At 66.9% G+C, this 15,924-nt stretch carries 17 protein-coding genes; 11 read left to right on the forward strand and 6 right to left on the reverse strand.

From position 1 onward, the window contains the following. Positions 1-11: 11 nt before the first annotated feature. Positions 12-1,400 (forward strand): hypothetical protein, encoded by a 1,389-nt coding sequence (locus N6C22_RS09130; protein WP_261650790.1) that lies wholly within the window; start codon positions 12-14, stop codon positions 1,398-1,400. Then, a complete protein-coding gene (locus N6C22_RS09135) occupies positions 1,397-1,678 on the forward strand; it encodes a C2H2-type zinc finger protein (RefSeq protein ID WP_261650791.1) in 282 nt (93 codons plus the stop codon). The genes N6C22_RS09130 and N6C22_RS09135 overlap by 4 nt, the downstream gene beginning before the upstream one ends. 114 nt (positions 1,679-1,792) lie before the next feature. Here the strand turns inward: N6C22_RS09135 and N6C22_RS09140 are convergent, their stop codons facing one another. Next, a complete protein-coding gene (locus N6C22_RS09140) occupies positions 1,793-2,068 on the reverse strand; it encodes a hypothetical protein (protein WP_261650792.1) in 276 nt (91 codons plus the stop codon). A gap of 116 nt (positions 2,069-2,184) precedes the next feature. Here N6C22_RS09140 and N6C22_RS09145 point away from each other — a divergent pair, with 116 nt between their 5' ends. Both N6C22_RS09145 and N6C22_RS09150 read left to right on the forward strand, forming a co-directional pair. Then, positions 2,185-2,481 carry a PadR family transcriptional regulator gene (locus N6C22_RS09145; RefSeq protein ID WP_261650793.1) on the forward strand — a complete coding sequence of 99 codons (297 nt, stop codon included), beginning with the start codon at positions 2,185-2,187 and terminating at the stop codon, positions 2,479-2,481. 144 nt (positions 2,482-2,625) lie between these two features. Further along, the gene (locus tag N6C22_RS09150) at positions 2,626-3,486 is read left to right on the forward strand and encodes a DUF5694 domain-containing protein (protein WP_261650794.1); all 861 of its coding nucleotides are present in this window, start codon (positions 2,626-2,628) and stop codon (positions 3,484-3,486) included. Between the two features lie 12 nt (positions 3,487-3,498). Here N6C22_RS09150 and N6C22_RS09155 read toward each other — a convergent pair whose 3' ends face one another. Both N6C22_RS09155 and N6C22_RS09160 read right to left on the reverse strand, forming a co-directional pair. Continuing rightward, the gene (locus N6C22_RS09155; RefSeq protein ID WP_261650795.1) at positions 3,499-3,678 is read right to left on the reverse strand and encodes a hypothetical protein; all 180 of its coding nucleotides are present in this window, start codon (positions 3,676-3,678) and stop codon (positions 3,499-3,501) included. Positions 3,679-3,682: 4 nt separating this feature from the next. Then, the gene (locus N6C22_RS09160; protein WP_261650796.1) at positions 3,683-4,825 is read right to left on the reverse strand and encodes an acyl-CoA dehydrogenase; all 1,143 of its coding nucleotides are present in this window, start codon (positions 4,823-4,825) and stop codon (positions 3,683-3,685) included. A gap of 229 nt (positions 4,826-5,054) precedes the next feature. On the opposite strand from N6C22_RS09160, the gene N6C22_RS09165 reads away from it, so the two are divergent. Next, positions 5,055-6,116: a phytoene/squalene synthase family protein gene (locus N6C22_RS09165; RefSeq protein ID WP_261650797.1), complete on the forward strand. Its 1,062-nt coding sequence runs from the start codon at positions 5,055-5,057 to the stop codon at positions 6,114-6,116. Positions 6,117-6,270: 154 nt separating this feature from the next. Here the strand turns inward: N6C22_RS09165 and N6C22_RS09170 are convergent, their stop codons facing one another. Both N6C22_RS09170 and N6C22_RS09175 read right to left on the reverse strand, forming a co-directional pair. Further along, positions 6,271-7,635 carry a hypothetical protein gene (locus N6C22_RS09170; RefSeq protein WP_261650798.1) on the reverse strand — a complete coding sequence of 455 codons (1,365 nt, stop codon included), beginning with the start codon at positions 7,633-7,635 and terminating at the stop codon, positions 6,271-6,273. 70 nt (positions 7,636-7,705) lie between these two features. Further along, positions 7,706-8,569: a 3-hydroxyacyl-CoA dehydrogenase family protein gene (locus N6C22_RS09175; RefSeq protein WP_303647492.1), complete on the reverse strand. Its 864-nt coding sequence runs from the start codon at positions 8,567-8,569 to the stop codon at positions 7,706-7,708. An 81-nt stretch (positions 8,570-8,650) separates the two neighbouring features. Here N6C22_RS09175 and N6C22_RS09180 point away from each other — a divergent pair, with 81 nt between their 5' ends. The 4 genes from N6C22_RS09180 (at position 8,651) to N6C22_RS09195 (ending at position 13,045) form a co-directional block, all read left to right on the forward strand. Next, entirely contained in the window at positions 8,651-10,510 is a 1,860-nt protein-coding gene (locus N6C22_RS09180; protein WP_261650799.1) for a cation:proton antiporter, read from the forward strand. A 63-nt stretch (positions 10,511-10,573) separates the two neighbouring features. Then, on the forward strand, positions 10,574-11,137 hold the full coding sequence (locus tag N6C22_RS09185; RefSeq protein WP_261650800.1) for a hypothetical protein: 564 nt from the start codon (positions 10,574-10,576) through the stop codon (positions 11,135-11,137). A gap of 265 nt (positions 11,138-11,402) precedes the next feature. Beyond that, positions 11,403-12,188: a class I fructose-bisphosphate aldolase gene (locus N6C22_RS09190; protein WP_261650801.1), complete on the forward strand. Its 786-nt coding sequence runs from the start codon at positions 11,403-11,405 to the stop codon at positions 12,186-12,188. Continuing rightward, a complete protein-coding gene (locus N6C22_RS09195) occupies positions 12,185-13,045 on the forward strand; it encodes a class 1 fructose-bisphosphatase (RefSeq protein WP_261650802.1) in 861 nt (286 codons plus the stop codon). Before N6C22_RS09190 ends, N6C22_RS09195 begins: the two co-directional genes overlap by 4 nt. A gap of 29 nt (positions 13,046-13,074) precedes the next feature. Here the strand turns inward: N6C22_RS09195 and N6C22_RS09200 are convergent, their stop codons facing one another. Next, on the reverse strand, positions 13,075-13,464 hold the full coding sequence (locus tag N6C22_RS09200; protein ID WP_261650803.1) for a hypothetical protein: 390 nt from the start codon (positions 13,462-13,464) through the stop codon (positions 13,075-13,077). 152 nt (positions 13,465-13,616) lie between these two features. Between N6C22_RS09200 and N6C22_RS09205 the strand changes: the two genes are divergently transcribed. Next, on the forward strand, positions 13,617-13,802 hold the full coding sequence (locus N6C22_RS09205) for a hypothetical protein (RefSeq protein ID WP_261650804.1): 186 nt from the start codon (positions 13,617-13,619) through the stop codon (positions 13,800-13,802). Positions 13,803-13,947: 145 nt separating this feature from the next. Continuing rightward, on the forward strand, positions 13,948-15,693 hold the full coding sequence (locus tag N6C22_RS09210) for an acyl-CoA carboxylase subunit beta (RefSeq protein WP_261650805.1): 1,746 nt from the start codon (positions 13,948-13,950) through the stop codon (positions 15,691-15,693). The last annotated feature ends 231 nt before the right edge of the window (positions 15,694-15,924 follow it).

The raw sequence follows: 15,924 nt of genomic DNA on the forward strand, positions 1-15,924 counted from the left end.
TTTCGTTCTCGATGATTCGCTGGACCCGGAGCCGCCGCGCACTCGTCGCCCTGCTCGGAGTGGTGACGCTGGCGTCCGGAACGGCGCTCGCACACGGTGGCTCCCTGCGCGGACAGGCGGAGACGCTCACGATTCCGACGTGGCTCTTCCTGCTGACTGGCGGGGCCGCGGTCGGGGCGTCGTTCCTGCTCGCGACGCTCGTCACGGACCGGCGGTGGATTGCGACCATCGACGACTGGCAGCGGTTGCTCGGACGCGTCCCTGCCGCCGTCAGAATCTACCTCGCGCCGGCGGTCGGTCTCGTCGGCCTGGCCGCGATTCTCGGCTTCGGCCTCTTCGCACCGGCGCTCGAACTCGAGGCACCGCTACGCAATCTCGCGGTGTTGCTCGTCTGGGTCGGCTGGTGGGCCGGCTACACGATGTCGGTGTACCTGGTCGGCAACACCTGGCCCGCGCTGAACCCGTTCCGGACCCTCGCACGGATTCTGCCGACGCGAGGGCGGTCGTACCCCACGGACGCGGGGGCGTGGCCGGCCGTCGTCGGCCTGCTCGCGCTCGTGTTCGTCGAGGTCGTCAGCCCGCTGGCCGACGACCCGCAGCTCCTCGCGGGAGTCGTCGCGGTGTACGGCGTGCTGACGCTGGCCGGTGCCGTGACGTTCGGCCACGAGACGTGGTTCGCACGCGCCGACCCGGTCTCGCGGGTGTTCCAGGCCTACGGGCGCGTCGCACCCCTCACACGGACCGACGACGGCCTCCGGCTCCGGTTGCCCGGGATGGCCCTCTCGGACGCGAGCGAGCACCGGGGTCCCGGCGAGGTCGCATTCGTCGTCGCCCTGCTGTGGGGGACGACCTTCGACGGGTTCGTCACCACGCCCGCGTGGGGCGACTTCGCCAGGGCTGCCGTGGCGGCGGGTGTGCCGGCCCTGCTGGTGTACCTGCTGACGTACCTGCTCGGGTTCGTGCTGTTCCTCGGCGCGTACCTGCTGGCGGCCCGGCTGGCGCGCCGGACCGGCGACACGTACCTCACGGCGCGCGAACTCGCGCGTCGGTTCGCGCCGCCCCTGCTCGCCATCGCGGCCGGGTACCACCTCGCGCACTACCTGGGGTACTTCCTGTCGCTGTCGCTCCCGCTCGCGAGCGCGCTGGCGAACCCGCTCAACCCGCCGCTCAACCCGCAGCAGTTCGTGCTGCCGTCGTGGATCGCCGGGCTCTCCCTCGCGTTCGTCCTGCTCGGGCATCTGCTCGCCATCTGGGTGGCCCACGCCGCCGCCTACGACCTGTTCCCGAGCCGCCTGCAGGCCGTCCGGAGCCAGTACCCGTTCATCGCCGTGATGGTGCTCTACACGATGGTGAGCCTGTGGGTCATCGCGGAACCGAACCAGCTACCACCGTTCCTATGACACGCCGAATCGACCATGCCGAGTTAGAGACCGACGTGCCAGCGGGCGAGGAGCCGTATCACTGTCCGTACTGCGACCGTCCCTTCCGGGAGGCAGAGTACCGAACCTTACACGTCGGATTGACCCACTACGACGTGATGACCGACGACGAGCGCGACCGGTTCCAGGACGCCTACCGCGGCGAGTCCGACGAGCTCGGGCTGTTCCGTCTGCGGACGTTCGCGGTGCTGGTGCTGTTGTACTTCGGGATGCTGATGCTCTACTCGATAGTCACCTGAAAACGCGACGCGAAATCGCGTCACCGCGTCGGGTGTGCTATGGAAAGTCGACGCGGATATGCTCGTTTCCTGCCGTGTTTGATAAGTGTTCTTTTGTGTGGTTGTTCACGCCCCTCACATGCCCATGTCTTCGGCGGCCCCGGGCACGGGAAGGTCGTGCTCGGAGACGCCCAGCAGTTCGGCGACGTGGTCGAGCGCCATGTCGAAGCCGTAGTAGCGCTCGAGTTCGTCGCCGTCGGCGGTCGGGCGGACCTTCAACATCGCGTAGCCCTCGATGTTCTGGGCGACTGCCGCCGTCTTCCCGCCCTTGTCGAACTCCAGGAGGCGTTCCGTCTCGGTCTCGGAGTAACGTGCCGTGATGCCGTTCGCCTCGGCAGTGTCGTCGCTCATACACCCCGCTTGGGACCGGGTGTTTTCGTACGTACCGGTTCCGTGCGAGCATGCCGATGTCGGTGGACCGGCTCGCAAGCGAAACACACCTGTGACCCGCGCGACACCGTCGAGGTATGACGAAGTGGCTCCAGAGTGGGCGTCGCCGCGACCTCTGTTTCCTTCTCGCGGACGCGGGCGAGCTCCCGGCCCAGCGCCTCAAGACGCGCCTCGAACAGCACTACGACGACCGTATCGACCCGAAGTCGTTCTACGGGACGCTGGAGGCGATGGTCGAATCGGGCTTCCTCACGACGCGGACCGAGGGGCTGCACGACGTGTACGCGCTGACCGAGGCTGGCGACGCGCGGCTCCGCGAGCACTACGAGTGGGTCAGTTCGTGCGTCGATGGCGACTCGGACGAGGGCGAGTAGGCGGACAGGTCACCCCATCTCGGCGGGGTCGAGTTGGCCGACCAGGGTGTCATACAGGCCCGCTAACACCCCATCGGTGTAAGAACGCCGACAGAAATGCGTTTCTGCTGACGTTTTTCTCCCGTCCGTGAGACCGATTCGACGATGACACGAGGACAAAGCGAGACACAGCACCACTGGCCGACACCCCGCCCCCACGAGACCGAGGTCCTCCTCCTCGGGACATACCACATGGACAACCCCGGGCTGGACGTGGTGAACGTCGATGCCGACGACGTTCTCTCGGCCGACAGACAGCGGGAACTTCGTGAGCTCACGGACCAGCTCGCGGACTGGAGCCCCGACCTCGTCGCCATCGAACGCCCCCACGACCGGCAGGGCGAGGTCGACTCGCTGTACGAGGACTATCGAACTGGTGTCCGGACCTACGACGAGGAATCCACCGTCGACCCACCGCATCCCGCGCGGAACGACCCGACCACAGAGTGTCGAAGCGAGACCGTGCAGGTCGGGTTCAGGCTCGCAGACAGACTCGACCACGAGCGGGTCCACGCCGTCGACTGTCCGATGAGACTCGACGCCCGGTCAGACGACGATGCCGAGACGGTCGACCTCGGCGAACTGACCCATCGAGCCACGTCGGAACTCGACGTGCCACTCCCGGACCCGGCGGCGATACAACGTGAAACCGACGAACACCTGCACGAATCGACCATCCCGGAACACCTTCACTGGCTGAACCAGGAGGACCGTCTTCATGGGAACCACGACCTGATGTTCGCGGCCGCGATGGCTGGTGCAGACCGTCGGTATCTCGGCGCCGAACTGCTGGGAGCGTGGTACGAACGGAACCTGCGGATGGTCGAGAACGTCTGGCGGGCGACGGAAGACGACGACGAACGAGTCCTCCTTCTCGTCGGCTCGGGACACGTCCACGTCCTCCGCCACCTCTTCGACGAGCTACCGATGTGCTGCCCGGTCAGTCCGCTTCCGCTGCTCGGATGAGTCTCGTCTCTTTCAGGCCCGGAACGTCGCCCGGAACAGCCCGAGTGCGAACAGCGTACCAGCCACGAGGAACCCGGCCGCGACGAACACGCCCGGGCCCTCCGCGAGCCCGAGGGTCCCGAGCAGGATTCCGATGAGAAACAGCCCGCCGACGGTGCCGAATCCGAGCACACCGGCTCGGAGCAGGCCCATCGGCTCAGTCGAGCAGCTGTGCGGCGATGGTGTTCCGGAGGACCTCGGAGGTCCCCTCGTAGATCTCGTTCAGCTTCGCGTCGCGGTAGAACCGCTCTGCGGGGAAGTCCTTCGTGTAGCCGTAGCCGCCGTGGATCTGGATGCCCTCGTTGGCGACCTCACGGCTGATCTCGGAGGCGTAGAGCTTGGCCTGTGCGGCCTCCTTGATGAACTTCTCGCCACGGATCTTCTTGTCCGCGGCCTGGTGCATCAGGAGCTTCGCGCACTGGATCTTCGTGTCCATGTCCGCGAGCTTGTGCTGGATGGCCTGGAAGTCCGAGATGGGCTGGTCGAACTGCTCGCGCTGCTGCGAGTACTCGAGGGCCTGGTCGAGCGCTGCGCGGGCGATGCCGACGGAGCGGGCCGCGATGGTGATGCGGCCGCCGTTGAGCGTCTTCAGCGCGTGGACGAAGCCGTCACCCTCGTCGCCGAGGAGCCGGTCTTCGGGGATGCGCAGGTCGTCGAAGCGGAGTTCCGCGGTCGGACAGCCCTTGTCGCCGAGCTTGTCCTCGGTGCCCTCGACGATGAAGCCGTCGTCCTCCTCGGGGCGGACGATGAACGAGGAGATGCCCTTGTTTCCGGCGTCGGGGTCGGTCTTGGCGAAGACGGTGACGGTGTCGGCGACGGAGCCGTTGGAGATCCAGAGCTTGCCGCCGTTGATGACGTACTCGTCGCCGTCGCGCTTCGCGGTCGTCGTCATCGCGGGCACGTCGGAGCCGGCCTGGGGCTCCGAGAGCGCGAACGCGCCGATGTCTTTCCCTTCGGCAAGCGGTGTGAGATACTCCTGTTTCTGGTCCTCGTCACCGAACTCGTAGAGCATGTTGCCGGCGAGCGAGATGTGGGCGGCGACGATGGTGCCGAGGCCGCCAGACCCGCGCGAGATCTCCTCCAGGCCGATGGCGTAGGAGTGGTAGTCGAGGCCGGCACCACCGTACTCCTCCGGGAAGGGCATACCCATGAGGCCGAGGTCGGCCATCTCCGAGACGAGGTCGGCGGGGAACTCGTCGTCGTGGTCGATGTCGGCGGCGACCGGCACGACCTCCTCGTCGACGAAGTCCGCGACCATGTCACGAATCTGCTTTTGTTCAGTGGAGAGACTGAAGTCCATACACGAAGGTACGGCCGTCGTCCCTTTACTCTTGCTACAAACCTCTCGAAAATACCTGATAATCACGGTGTCCGACCGATGCCGGGTCCCTGTCTCTCCCGAAAGGTAGAAACGACTACAGACCTCCCATCATGAGTATGGAGCATCCGGTTCGCCGACAGGGCCACCCCGCTGTGAAGACTACCACGGCAGGTGGGTTTTTCAGAGTGGAATACACAGGGGTAGGTGGATGAACGAGGAACAGGCCGCGTATCCCGTGGACGACGACCTCGCGTGGTGTTACGACGCGGTGCAGGGCGTCTCGCGGACGTTCGCGATCACCATCGAGGAACTCGAGGAGCCGACGGCCCGTCACATCTGTCTGGGCTATCTGCTCTGTCGCGTTGCCGACACCGTCGAGGACGCGGGCCACATCCCGCCGGCGGAGAAGGCCGAGCTGTTGCGCATGTATGCGGACGTGCTGGACGAGGAAGACCCGACGACCGCCGTGGACTTCCGCGAGCAGGTCGACCCGTGGATTCCGGACGAACTGAACGACGACTGGAAGGTGGTCGCCGAATCACCACGCGTCGTCGAGACGTATCGCAAGCTCTCGCCGGAGGCGCGCGAGGACATCCTCCCGCCGGTGCTCGAACTCACCAACGGCATGGCCGAGTTCGTCGAGCGCCACGCCGACTCGGGCGGACTTCGCATCCAGACGCTGGACGAACTCGAGGAGTACTGCTGGTACGTCGCCGGTACGGTCGGCTCGCTCGTCACCGGACTGGTGACCCGCGGCACGTCCGAGTCCCGCGAGTCCCGCCTCTGGGACAACGCGCGCTCGTTCGGGCTGCTGTTGCAGCTCGTCAACGTCGCCAAGGACGTGAGCGACGACTACCAGGAGGAGAACAACGTCTACCTCCCCGCGGAGTGGCTGGCCGAGGAGGGCGTCGACCGTGACAACGTCCTCGACCCCGAGAACGAGGAGGAGGTCGCGACGGTCATCGAGCGCGTGGTCGACCACGCCTCGGGCTACCTCGACGACACCCAGACCTACCTCGAAGCGCTCCCCGAGCACCGCGGGAACCGCCTCTCGGCGTGGGGTATCCCGTACCTGCTCGCGGTCGCGACGCTGCGGGAACTGCGCAAGCGCCCGCGCGACGTGGTCCGCGAGGGTGGCGTGAAGATCTCCCGGATGGAGGTCATCGCCATCATCGGTTGGTTCCGCCAGCACGGCGACCGGCAGGCGCTGGAGCAGGTCCGCAACATCATCGAGAACAAGCCGCTGCACGAAGCCGACGTGTCGGTGTAGTTCGGCCGGGCGACGCGCTTGGTCGGCTGTTCCGACTGCGGAGCGCGGTACCTTCGACACCTGCTGGGAGGCACTTTTCTCTGCCTCACGAGTCACTACTAGAGTCCCCGAGTAGTCTGTGGTCGAGTCCACCGTCGAGTGGCACTGCCTTCTGTCAGACCGAGGTCGTCCGCGATCCGTCCGGGCCGTCCGGGTGGGCCGTTCTCTGCCCCCCGAGGCAGCGGCCCAGTGCGAACAGCGGGACGCCGAGCAGTGCCGACCCGACGAGCAGGGCCGCGAACAGACCCGGTGTGACGAACACGACGCCGATTCTGGGGACGAAAGGCAGCGCAGCGACGACCGCCCCGAGCGCAGCGACGGGCGGGAAGAGCCACCGCGCGGGGTGGCCTGCTCCAGCGAGAACCCCGTAGGCTAGGAACGCGAGCGGCCCGAGCAGCAGGACGAGTACGGCGCTCCCGGGTGCGCCGAGGACGAGCACGAGCGGCCAGCCGACCGCGACGATGGCCGCGACGGTGGTTGCACGCGGACCGGGGTCGGGGTCGACGCGCTCGGCGAGCGTGACGATAGCTGCGGTCAGGACCGCCGCCGGGGCGAGTCCCACCGACTCGAGTGCGAACACGAACGCGAGTTCGCCCCATTCGCCGCCGAGCAGGGCCCCGCCCGCGCCAAGGGTGACAAGGCAACCGGCGGTCGCGAGGATGGCATAGACGACCCGACGGGCCGCCCCGTCCTCGAACGTGAGGTGGCCACCCGCGAGGAGTAGTCCGGTCGCGACCAGCCCGAGCAGCAGGGCTGGCCACTGGGCGTAGGCGCGGAGGTCGGGCTCGACCATCGCGAGAGAATGCCCCCGGACCGCGAGCGCGGTGGCGGTCTGTGCGACGAGACCGCCGTCAGGGGCGAACGCGATGGTGGCGTGGCGTCCGAGGTCGGGGTGGTAGCTGCCGGCATCGGTGTCGGCCCAGCTGACGATGCTGCCCCGGATTGTGCCGCCGTCCGGTGCATGGGTGACGACCCGGTGCTCTGGCCCACGGACGGCGACGCGGTCCGCATCGACGTACGCCTCGCCCTCGCCCTGGTCCTGTGTGAACACGTCGAAGAGCAGGACGTCACCGGTCCGCCGGTGGGCCGCGTCCGGGACCGTCCACTGGATGACCAGGGTCCGGTCGTGTACCTGTGCGGTGAGGTCGCGGGGCTCGTCGACGACGGTCCGGGAGGAGTCGAACGTCGCGCGAACGACCCGGTCGAGCAGACTGTGGTTCGTCGTGAACTCGTCCGCGGCTTCGGGGTTCACCTCGACGGTGGCGGTCCAGCGGCTGTCGCCGTCGTCGTCGACCCGGACGACGAGTTGGCTCTCGGCGACGGTCACGTTCACGCCTGCGTCTTCGGCGGCTCGCTCGAAACCGGGACCGCAGACGCCACAGACGCCTTCTGGCGGCGGGGCAGCGGCTGGTGCAGGGGCGAACACGGGAACGAGGAGGAGCAGCGCGACGACAGCGATGGCTGCGTGTGGAGGGCGCATCGGCTAACTCGTCTCATGGATTCGACAAATAGTTTCTGCGTGTGGTGGGGTGGAACCTGAGACTCGGCGCTCAGTCGTACTCGTAGAAGCCCTTGCCCGTCTTCTTGCCGAGGTCGCCCGCGTCGACCTTGCGCTTGAGCAGGTACGCCGGCTTGTACCGGTCGCCCAGTTCCTCGTGGAGCGTCTCGGTCGCGTGCAGGCAGATGTCCAGCCCGATGTGGTCGGCCAGCTGGAGGGGGCCCATCGGGACGTTCGTGCCGAGTTTCATGCCCGTGTCGATGTCCTCCTTCGTGGCGACGCCCTCGTCGAAGGCGCGGATACCCTCGTTGATCCACGGCATGAGGATGCGGTTCGCGACGAAGCCGGGCTTGTCGTCGGACTCCCACGTCTCCTTGCCCATCGCCTCGGCGAGGTCGTGTGCGAGTTCCAGGGCCTCGTCGCTGGTCTTCTCGCCGTAGACGATCTCGACGCCCTTCATGACCGGGACGGGGTTCATGAAGTGGAGGCCGACGACGCGCTCCTCGGAGTCGATGGCGGAGGCGATGGTCGTGATGGAGAGCGTGGAGGTGTTGGTCGCGATGAAGGCCTCGTCGTCGACGACGCCTTCCAGTTCCGCGAAGATGTCCTGCTTGATGTCCATGTCCTCCAGGGCGGCCTCGACGACGGCCTGGCAGTCCGCGAGGTCGTCGAGCGCGGTCGTGCCCTCGATGCGCTCCATGGTCTCGGCCTTCTCGGTCTCGCTCAACTTGTCCTTCGCGACGAACCGGTCGAGCGAACTCTCGATGCTGTCGAACCCGTTCTGGACGTACTGGTCCTCGATGTCGCGCATGACGACGTCGTAGCCGTTCATGGCGGCGACCTGTGCGATGCCGCTGCCCATTGTCCCTGCGCCGATGACGCCGATCCGCTCGATGCTGTCGAGGTCGTACACCATGTGTCGCAATTCTTGCGAACCCGTCCTAAGCCTGCCGGTCCCAGCGCAACTGCCAACCCCTTGGCACGCCTCTCTCCCTATGTGTCGGAACTCCTCACGGTCGTGGTCGCGGTCGTCGGGCTCGGCGTGGCAGCCCAGGTCATCGCTGACCGGCTCCGCCTGCCCAGCGTCCCGCTGCTGGTGCTCGTCGGCCTCCTGCTCGGACCGGAGGGTGTCGGTCTCGTCCAGCCCGCGACCTTCGGCGACGCGCTCTCGGTCATCGTGGGCATCAGCGTCGCCATCATCGTCTTCGAGGGGGCGTTCAACCTCAAGTCGAAGACGTTCAAACGCGCTCCCTCGGCGACGATCACGCTCATCACCGTGGGAGTACTCATCTCGTTCCTCGGAACCGCCGTCGCGGTGCGGTTCTTCCTGAACGCGACGTGGGGCGTCTCCCTGCTCGTCGGGGCGCTCCTGGTCGCGACCGGTCCGACGGTCATCACGCCGATCCTCTCCGTGGTCCGGGTACGTCCCCGCGTCGCGGCCACGCTGGAGGTCGAGAGCATCATCAACGACGTGACGGCGGCCATCCTCGCCGTGGCGACCTTCGAGGCCCTGACCGCCGAGAACCCGACGCTGGCGAACGTGACGATGGCGTTCGGCCATCGTCTGCTCGTCGGCGCGCTCGTGGGGGTCGTCGTCGCCGGCTTCCTCTGGTACCTGTTCGAGGCGGTCGAGCACTCGCCGTGGAACGCGCCCCAGAACGCGCGACTGCTCGTGCTCGCCAGCGCCGTCGTCGCGCACGGGACCGCCGAACTTGTCGCTGGTGAGGCCGGAATCGCGGCGGCGGCCACCGCGGGTGTCGTGCTGGGCAACGCGAACCTCGCCTACGAAGCCGACATCGCCTCGTTCAAGGACGACGTGACGGTCCTGTTGCTCTCGTTCGTGTTCATCATCCTGACCACCCTCGTCGAATTCGACGAACTGCTCGTCCTCGGGATGGGCGGGGTGCTCGTGGTGGCCGTGGTGTTGCTGGTCGTCCGCCCCCTGTCGGTGTTCGTCTCCACGTGGGGCAGCACCTTCGACATCCCCGACAGGCTGTTCATGAGCTTCGTCGCGCCCCGGGGCATCGTCCCGGCCAGCGTCGCGACCCTGTTCGCGCTCGAGCTCCGGGAGTTCGACCCGACCGGCGCGTCCATCCTCGTCGGGACGGTGTTCCTCGTCATCATCACGAGCGTCGTGGTGGAGGGTGGACTCGCCCGGTCGCTCGCCGACCTGTTCGAGGTGACCCCACCCCGCGTCCTCATCGTCGGCGGTGGCGCGGTCGGGCGCGCGATGGCCCGTCAGTACGACGCCGGGGGAGAGCGCATCGAACTCGTCGACCGCGACCCGAGCGCGGTCGAGGCGGGACGCAACGCCGGCTTCACGGTCCACCGGGGCGACGCGACCGACCCCGTCGTGCTCCGGGCGGCCGGTGCCGCCGACGCCGACCGTGCCGTCGTCGCGACCGGGGACGACCGGACCAACGTCCACATCACCCGGCTCCTCCGGAAGCGGTTCGACGTCGACCCGGTGTTCGTCCGGGCGGACGACCCCGACGCCGTCGAGATGGTGAAGGAACTGGGAGGTCGCCCGCTGGCCGGCTCGGTGTTGCACCTGTGGGCCATCGAGGGCATCACTCCGCGGGAGACCACGGCCAGACCGGGATGGCTCACCGCACTCCTCCGCGAGGGCGACATCCGGCAGTTCGTGGTCGATACGTCGATGGCGGGGCTGACCGTCGGCGCGGTCGCTGCCGACCTGCCGGAGCGGGCCTTCCTCGTCACCCTGACCCGTGGCGACGAGACCTCCGTCCCCGATGCCGACGAGCGACTGGAGCACGGGGACCGAATCACCTTCGTCGGCGCGAAACCGGCCGTTCGGGAGGCACTCGAACGACTGACCGACCCGCGAAACCGGTAGGGGTACCCCGTGAGACCACGGCAAGATTGAAGTCGGGGTACCGGTAGATACAGACGAGTACAGATGGGTGCCGACGACCATGGCGGACGGGAACTCGTCGCCGACGCGGACGCCGCCGACGCGCTCGAAGAGGTTTCACCGGCCGCCGTCGACGAGCTTGCAGACGCCGACGTGACACCCGACGACCTCGCGGAGAAGCGTGTCACCTACATGGACCTCGTGGAGGCCGGGGTCGACCAGGAGGTCGCCGGCGAGATCCGCCGGCACTACTCGCTGACGTGGGCGTCCCGCATGGGCGACGGGCTGGACGACCGCGCCGAGGAGATGGGCGGCCTTCAGGCGGGCGAGCGCGACTGGGTCGCCGCGAGCACCGCCGACTGGGAGGACCTCGGCGTCCCCGAGTACGACCCGGTCGAGCGCGAGGCGATAGACATCTGGGCCGAGCACGAGCGACCGACACCGGTCGAGCGCGTCGTGAACGACTGGGTTGCCGACAACCTCGCCGAGGCCGGCATCTCGTCTGTCAGCCAGCTCGCCGGCGTGGACGCACAGGCCCTCGCCGACGCCCTCGACGTGAACGTGATGCAGGCGCGGACGTGGCGATTCGCGGCGCGGGACGCACAGTAAGCCGGAAACCGATTTTCGCCCCGGCGCGCGAGGGACGCGTTCCGGCAGGACACCCGACACGAACAGCCTGCGGAACGTCCCGTGAGCCCGACGAGCACGCCCCACGGGCGGCGATAGATTTTTACTATATCTGTAGTGGTTTTCCCGCGTCTATTTAGACCACTCAAAACAGCTTAGAGACACTATAACGCAGATTTAGGGGATATCTTCTGAACGAAAACCGACCACCACTATTATATAGTCAGTTACGGGTACTTCCAACTGAATGCGCCCCATCGACGACTCTCCCATCGTGCGCGACGGAAAGGTACTGATTCTGGCGATGGACCACGGGCTGGAACACGGACCGGTCGACTTCGAGCCGGTCCCGGAGACGGTCAATCCCGAGACCGTCTTCGACGTAGCGACCCACGACGCAGTGACGGCGTTCGCCGTCCAGAAGGGCGTCGCCGAGACATACTACCCCTCCTACGAGGACGACGTGAACCTCCTGTTGAAGCTCAACGGGACGTCCAACATGTGGATGGGCGAGCCCGATTCTGCAGTGAATTGCTCGGTCGAGTACGCCGCCGAGCTCGGTGCCGACGCACTCGGGTTCACGCTGTACGGCGGCTCGAACCACGAGATAGAGATGGCCGAGGAGTTCCGCGACGCCCAGGAGGCCGGCCGCGAGCACGACCTCCCGATGGTCATGTGGTCGTACCCGCGCGGGCAGGGCCTGAAGAACGACCGCTCGTCCAGCACCATCGCCTACGCGGCCCGACAGGCGCTCGAACTGGGTGCCGACATCGCGAAGGTGAAGTATCCCGGCACGCCCGAGGCGATGCAGTGGGCGGTCGACTCTGCCGGTCGGGTCAAGGTCGTCATGTCCGGCGGCTCGAAGACGTCCGACTACGAGTTCCTCAAGCAGGTCGAGGAGTGCATGAACGCGGGCGGCAAGGGTCTCGCCGTCGGCCGCAACGTCTTCCAGCGTGAGGACCCGGTCGCGATACTCGACGCCCTCGAGAAGGTCATCTACGAGGAGGCATCCGCCGAGGAAGCGCTCGAATGATGCACGCGACCGACCTGCACGCCACGGTCGAGGAGATAATGGACACTGTGGCGACCGCTGCGCCCAAGATTCGTCACGGGCTGGTGGGCCGCCGGACCAAGGTCGACGAGGAGAACCCGAGCGGCGAGGTGCAGGTCGCGGCCGACGTCTGGGCAGACCAGTTGCTCCAGAACGCCATCACGGCCATCGATGGCGTCGGCCAGTACGCGAGCGAGGAGCGCGAGGATATCGTCGAGTGCGGCGAGGGTGTCGCCGTCGCGGTCGACCCGCTCGACGGCTCCTCGAACCTCAAACCCAACGCCGCGATGGGGACCATCGTCGGCGTGTACGAGCAGGACCTGCCCGCGAAGGGCGAGGACCTCCTCGGCGCGGCGTACGTGCTCTACGGACCCATCACCACGATGACCGTCGCGCTCGACGGGACCGTCACCGAGTACGAGATCAGCGACGGGGAGCGGTCGGTCGTCCGGGAGGACCTCACCCTGCCCGAGGACCCGGTCGTGTACGGCTTCGGCGGGCGCGTGCCGGACTGGCCCGCCCAGTTCGAAGCGTATGCGCGAGAGATCGAAGACGAGCTCAAGCTCCGCTACGGCGGTGCGATGATCTCCGACGTGAACCAGGTGATGACCTACGGCGGTGTCTTCGCCTACCCTGCCCTGGAGTCGGCCCCGAACGGGAAGCTTCGGCTCCAGTTCGAGGGGATTCCCATCGGGCACATCGTCGAGACCGCAGGCGGCGCGTCCTCGGACGGGACCCAGTCGCTCCTGTCCGTCGAACCCACCGAACTGCACCAGCGCGTCCCGGTCCACATCGGGAACGAGTCGCTCATCGAACGGCTCGAAGCCGCGCTGGCGTAGGGCCGGCCCACCGGTCGAGTCCACCCGTCTCAGAGCAAGCTCGCACCGGTGAATATCACGGTCAGGTTGTTCGCGAGCAAGAACAGGCCGAGCAGCAACAGCCCCGCGATCCACAGTTCGAACAGGAGCATGAACGACCCACGGAAGCGAGACGGCGTCACTCGAATCGTCTCCAGCAGCATGTGGAACAGCAACACGACGAGGACGACCGCGAGCACGTTCAGGAGGAGCACGACGTGGAGACCCTGTTCGAGCGCCCAGCGCACGAGCGGGTTCGCTTCGCCGTCCGTCCCGACCACTCGGGCCGCGACCAGGGTGGTGCCGAGGTCGAGCGCGACGAGGACGAACAGCACCGCGCCGAGCCAGTGCCAGTACCCGCGAAGGCGGGCGTCGATGTCGTCCCGTGGAGCCGGATACATCAGATTACAGGATAGAAGTGCAGCGGTGATAGCTAATCGCGAACTTAGAAGTAAGGCGGTATCGTAACGGCCGAATTCTGTGCTTACCGTCCCGTTACCTCGGCGGTATCGGAGCCGAACGGTCAGATACTGGTCTCTTCGCCGATGAGTTCATGACGGGACGGCGCGTCGATGGTGAACCCGCCATCGCGGAGCTCGAAGCAGACGCTGTCCAGTTTGGTCCCGAACACCTCGTAGTGGTTGGCGTCCTGGGCGGCGTCACCGGGCTCTTCGCGACCGGAGTGAGTCTGGCTCGTTCGGCCTTCCGGGCGGTCACAAAGCGTCGTGCCGTGGTCTGAGGTTCATAAACAGCCAGGGACGTGGGTCGGTAGCACAGCCCATTCGGTCGGGACCGTGCGGCGGTCGCCCGCGTGACGCTGGTGGCAACATTCGTGCCTACCAGAAAGGGAAACCTTTCTCACTGCACCCTTCGCATGGCGATGCATGAAGGTGCGTATCAACGAGGGGGCGTCCGAAGAGGAAGCCTCCGCCATCGCCGCGGCGCTCGCAGAGCACGTCGGCGACGAGGTCGAGGTGTACGTCGGGCAGGCCGACGACCCCACCGCAGTCGAGGCGGCTCCGGAACCACCCGCCGACGCCGACGCTGGCGGTGGCGGTGGCGATTCGACTCCGGCCGACGACGACCTCGGCCCGACCGAGCGCGAGGAGGACCTCATCGCGGAGATCGAGGAGATACTCAAGGGCGGCCCTGAGAAGTACAAAGAGCGGCTCCCGGACCAGGGCAAGCTGTTCGTCCGTGACCGCATCGACCTCTGGTTCGGCGACGATGGGCTGCTGTTCGAGGACGGCAAGTTCGCCGAGTTCGACAACGAGGACCAGATTCCGGCGGACGGGCTCATCACGGGGGCGGCCGAGTTCGAGGGCCGCGACGTGCACTTCATGGCGAACGACTTCACCGTCAAGGCGGGGTCGATGGCCGCGAAGGGCGTCGAGAAGTTCCTCCGGATGCAAGAGCGCGCCCTGAAGACGGCGAAACCGGTGCTGTACCTGATGGACTCCTCTGGCGGGCGCATCGACCAGCAGACCGGCTTCTTCGCCAACCGCGAGGGCATCGGGAAGTACTACTACAACCACTCGATGCTCTCCGGGCGCGTCCCGCAGATCTGTGTGCTGTACGGGCCGTGTATCGCCGGCGCGGCGTACACGCCCGTCTTCGCCGACTTCACCATCATGGTCGAGGAGATGTCCGCGATGGCCATCGCCTCCCCGCGCATGGTCCAGATGGTCACCGGCGAGGACATCTCCATGCAGGACCTCGGCGGCGCGCACGTCCACGCCGAGGAGTCCGGCAGCGCCGACCTCGTCGCCGAGGACGAGGAGCACGCCCGCGAACTCGTCGACCAGCTCATCACCTACCTGCCGAACAACTCCGACGAGAAGCCGCCGCGCGCCGACCCGGTCGCGCCCGCGAAGTCGCCGGAGGGCATCGACGGCATCATCCCGCAGGAGCCGAACCGCGGCTACGACATGACCGACGTCATCGACCGCATCGTGGACGAGGGCTCGTACTTCGAGCTCCGGCCGGACTACGGCAAGGAGATAATCACGGCGTACGCCCGCATCGACGGTCGCCCGGTCGGTATCGTCGCGAACCAGCCGGCCCACCGCGCCGGGGCCATCTTCCCCGACGCCGCCGAGAAGGCCGCGGAGTTCATCTGGAAGTCGGACGCGTTCAACATCCCGCTGCTGTACCTCGCCGACACCCCCGGCTTCATGGCCGGCTCGCAGGTCGAGAAGGACGCCATCCTGGAGAAGGGCAAGAAGATGATCTACGCCACCTCCAGCGCGACCGTCCCCAAGCAGTGCGTCGTCGTCCGCAAGGCGTACGGGGCCGGTATCTACGCGATGTCCGGGCCGGCGTACGACCCGGAGAGCACCATCGGGCTGCCCTCGGGCGAGATCGCCATCATGGGCCCCGAAGCCGCCATCAACGCGGTGTACGCGAACAAGCTCAACGCCATCGACGACCCCGACGAGCGCGCCGAACGCGAGGCCGAACTCCGCGAGGAGTACCGCGAGGACATCGACATCCACCGCATGGCCAGCGAGGTCGTCATCGACGAGATCGTCCCGCCGTCGTCGCTGCGCACGGAACTCGAGAACCGCTTCCGGTTCTACGAGACCGTCGAGAAGGAACTGCCGGACAAGAAGCACGGCACCGTCCTCTGAGACCGGTTCGTCCGGTCTCCTGTCAGTTTCGCCGGCTGGTATGGTGCCGATATTCTCCGACGCGTGCTGTCGCGAGGGGGGATACCGTCGTTCGTCGAAACCGAGAGACTGAGCGGGCACCTAAGCAGTTCTTCGGGATGGGTAGTCTGTCACTACTCTGCCCGAGCAGGTGGTTCAGTCCGTAGTCGCCATCGGTAACGTTGCCCTTCTTTCACCGAACGTATACTTCGT

The sequence above is a fragment of the Haloarchaeobius sp. HME9146 genome (assembly GCF_025399835.1).
Taxonomy (GTDB): Archaea; Halobacteriota; Halobacteria; order Halobacteriales; family Natrialbaceae; genus Haloarchaeobius.

Coding starts and splice junctions, on each gene's coding strand:
- N6C22_RS09130 (WP_261650790.1), top strand. CDS start 12: ATGATTCGCTGGACCCGGAGCCGCCGCGCACTCGTCGCCCTGCTCGGA.
- N6C22_RS09135 (WP_261650791.1), top strand. CDS start 1,397: ATGACACGCCGAATCGACCATGCCGAGTTAGAGACCGACGTGCCAGCG.
- N6C22_RS09140 (WP_261650792.1), bottom strand. CDS start 2,068: ATGAGCGACGACACTGCCGAGGCGAACGGCATCACGGCACGTTACTCC.
- N6C22_RS09145 (WP_261650793.1), top strand. CDS start 2,185: ATGACGAAGTGGCTCCAGAGTGGGCGTCGCCGCGACCTCTGTTTCCTT.
- N6C22_RS09150 (WP_261650794.1), top strand. CDS start 2,626: ATGACACGAGGACAAAGCGAGACACAGCACCACTGGCCGACACCCCGC.
- N6C22_RS09155 (WP_261650795.1), bottom strand. CDS start 3,678: ATGGGCCTGCTCCGAGCCGGTGTGCTCGGATTCGGCACCGTCGGCGGG.
- N6C22_RS09160 (WP_261650796.1), bottom strand. CDS start 4,825: ATGGACTTCAGTCTCTCCACTGAACAAAAGCAGATTCGTGACATGGTC.
- N6C22_RS09165 (WP_261650797.1), top strand. CDS start 5,055: ATGAACGAGGAACAGGCCGCGTATCCCGTGGACGACGACCTCGCGTGG.
- N6C22_RS09170 (WP_261650798.1), bottom strand. CDS start 7,635: ATGCGCCCTCCACACGCAGCCATCGCTGTCGTCGCGCTGCTCCTCCTC.
- N6C22_RS09175 (WP_303647492.1), bottom strand. CDS start 8,569: ATGGTGTACGACCTCGACAGCATCGAGCGGATCGGCGTCATCGGCGCA.
- N6C22_RS09185 (WP_261650800.1), top strand. CDS start 10,574: ATGGGTGCCGACGACCATGGCGGACGGGAACTCGTCGCCGACGCGGAC.
- N6C22_RS09190 (WP_261650801.1), top strand. CDS start 11,403: ATGCGCCCCATCGACGACTCTCCCATCGTGCGCGACGGAAAGGTACTG.
- N6C22_RS09195 (WP_261650802.1), top strand. CDS start 12,185: ATGATGCACGCGACCGACCTGCACGCCACGGTCGAGGAGATAATGGAC.
- N6C22_RS09200 (WP_261650803.1), bottom strand. CDS start 13,464: ATGTATCCGGCTCCACGGGACGACATCGACGCCCGCCTTCGCGGGTAC.
- N6C22_RS09205 (WP_261650804.1), top strand. CDS start 13,617: ATGACGGGACGGCGCGTCGATGGTGAACCCGCCATCGCGGAGCTCGAA.
- N6C22_RS09210 (WP_261650805.1), top strand. CDS start 13,948: ATGAAGGTGCGTATCAACGAGGGGGCGTCCGAAGAGGAAGCCTCCGCC.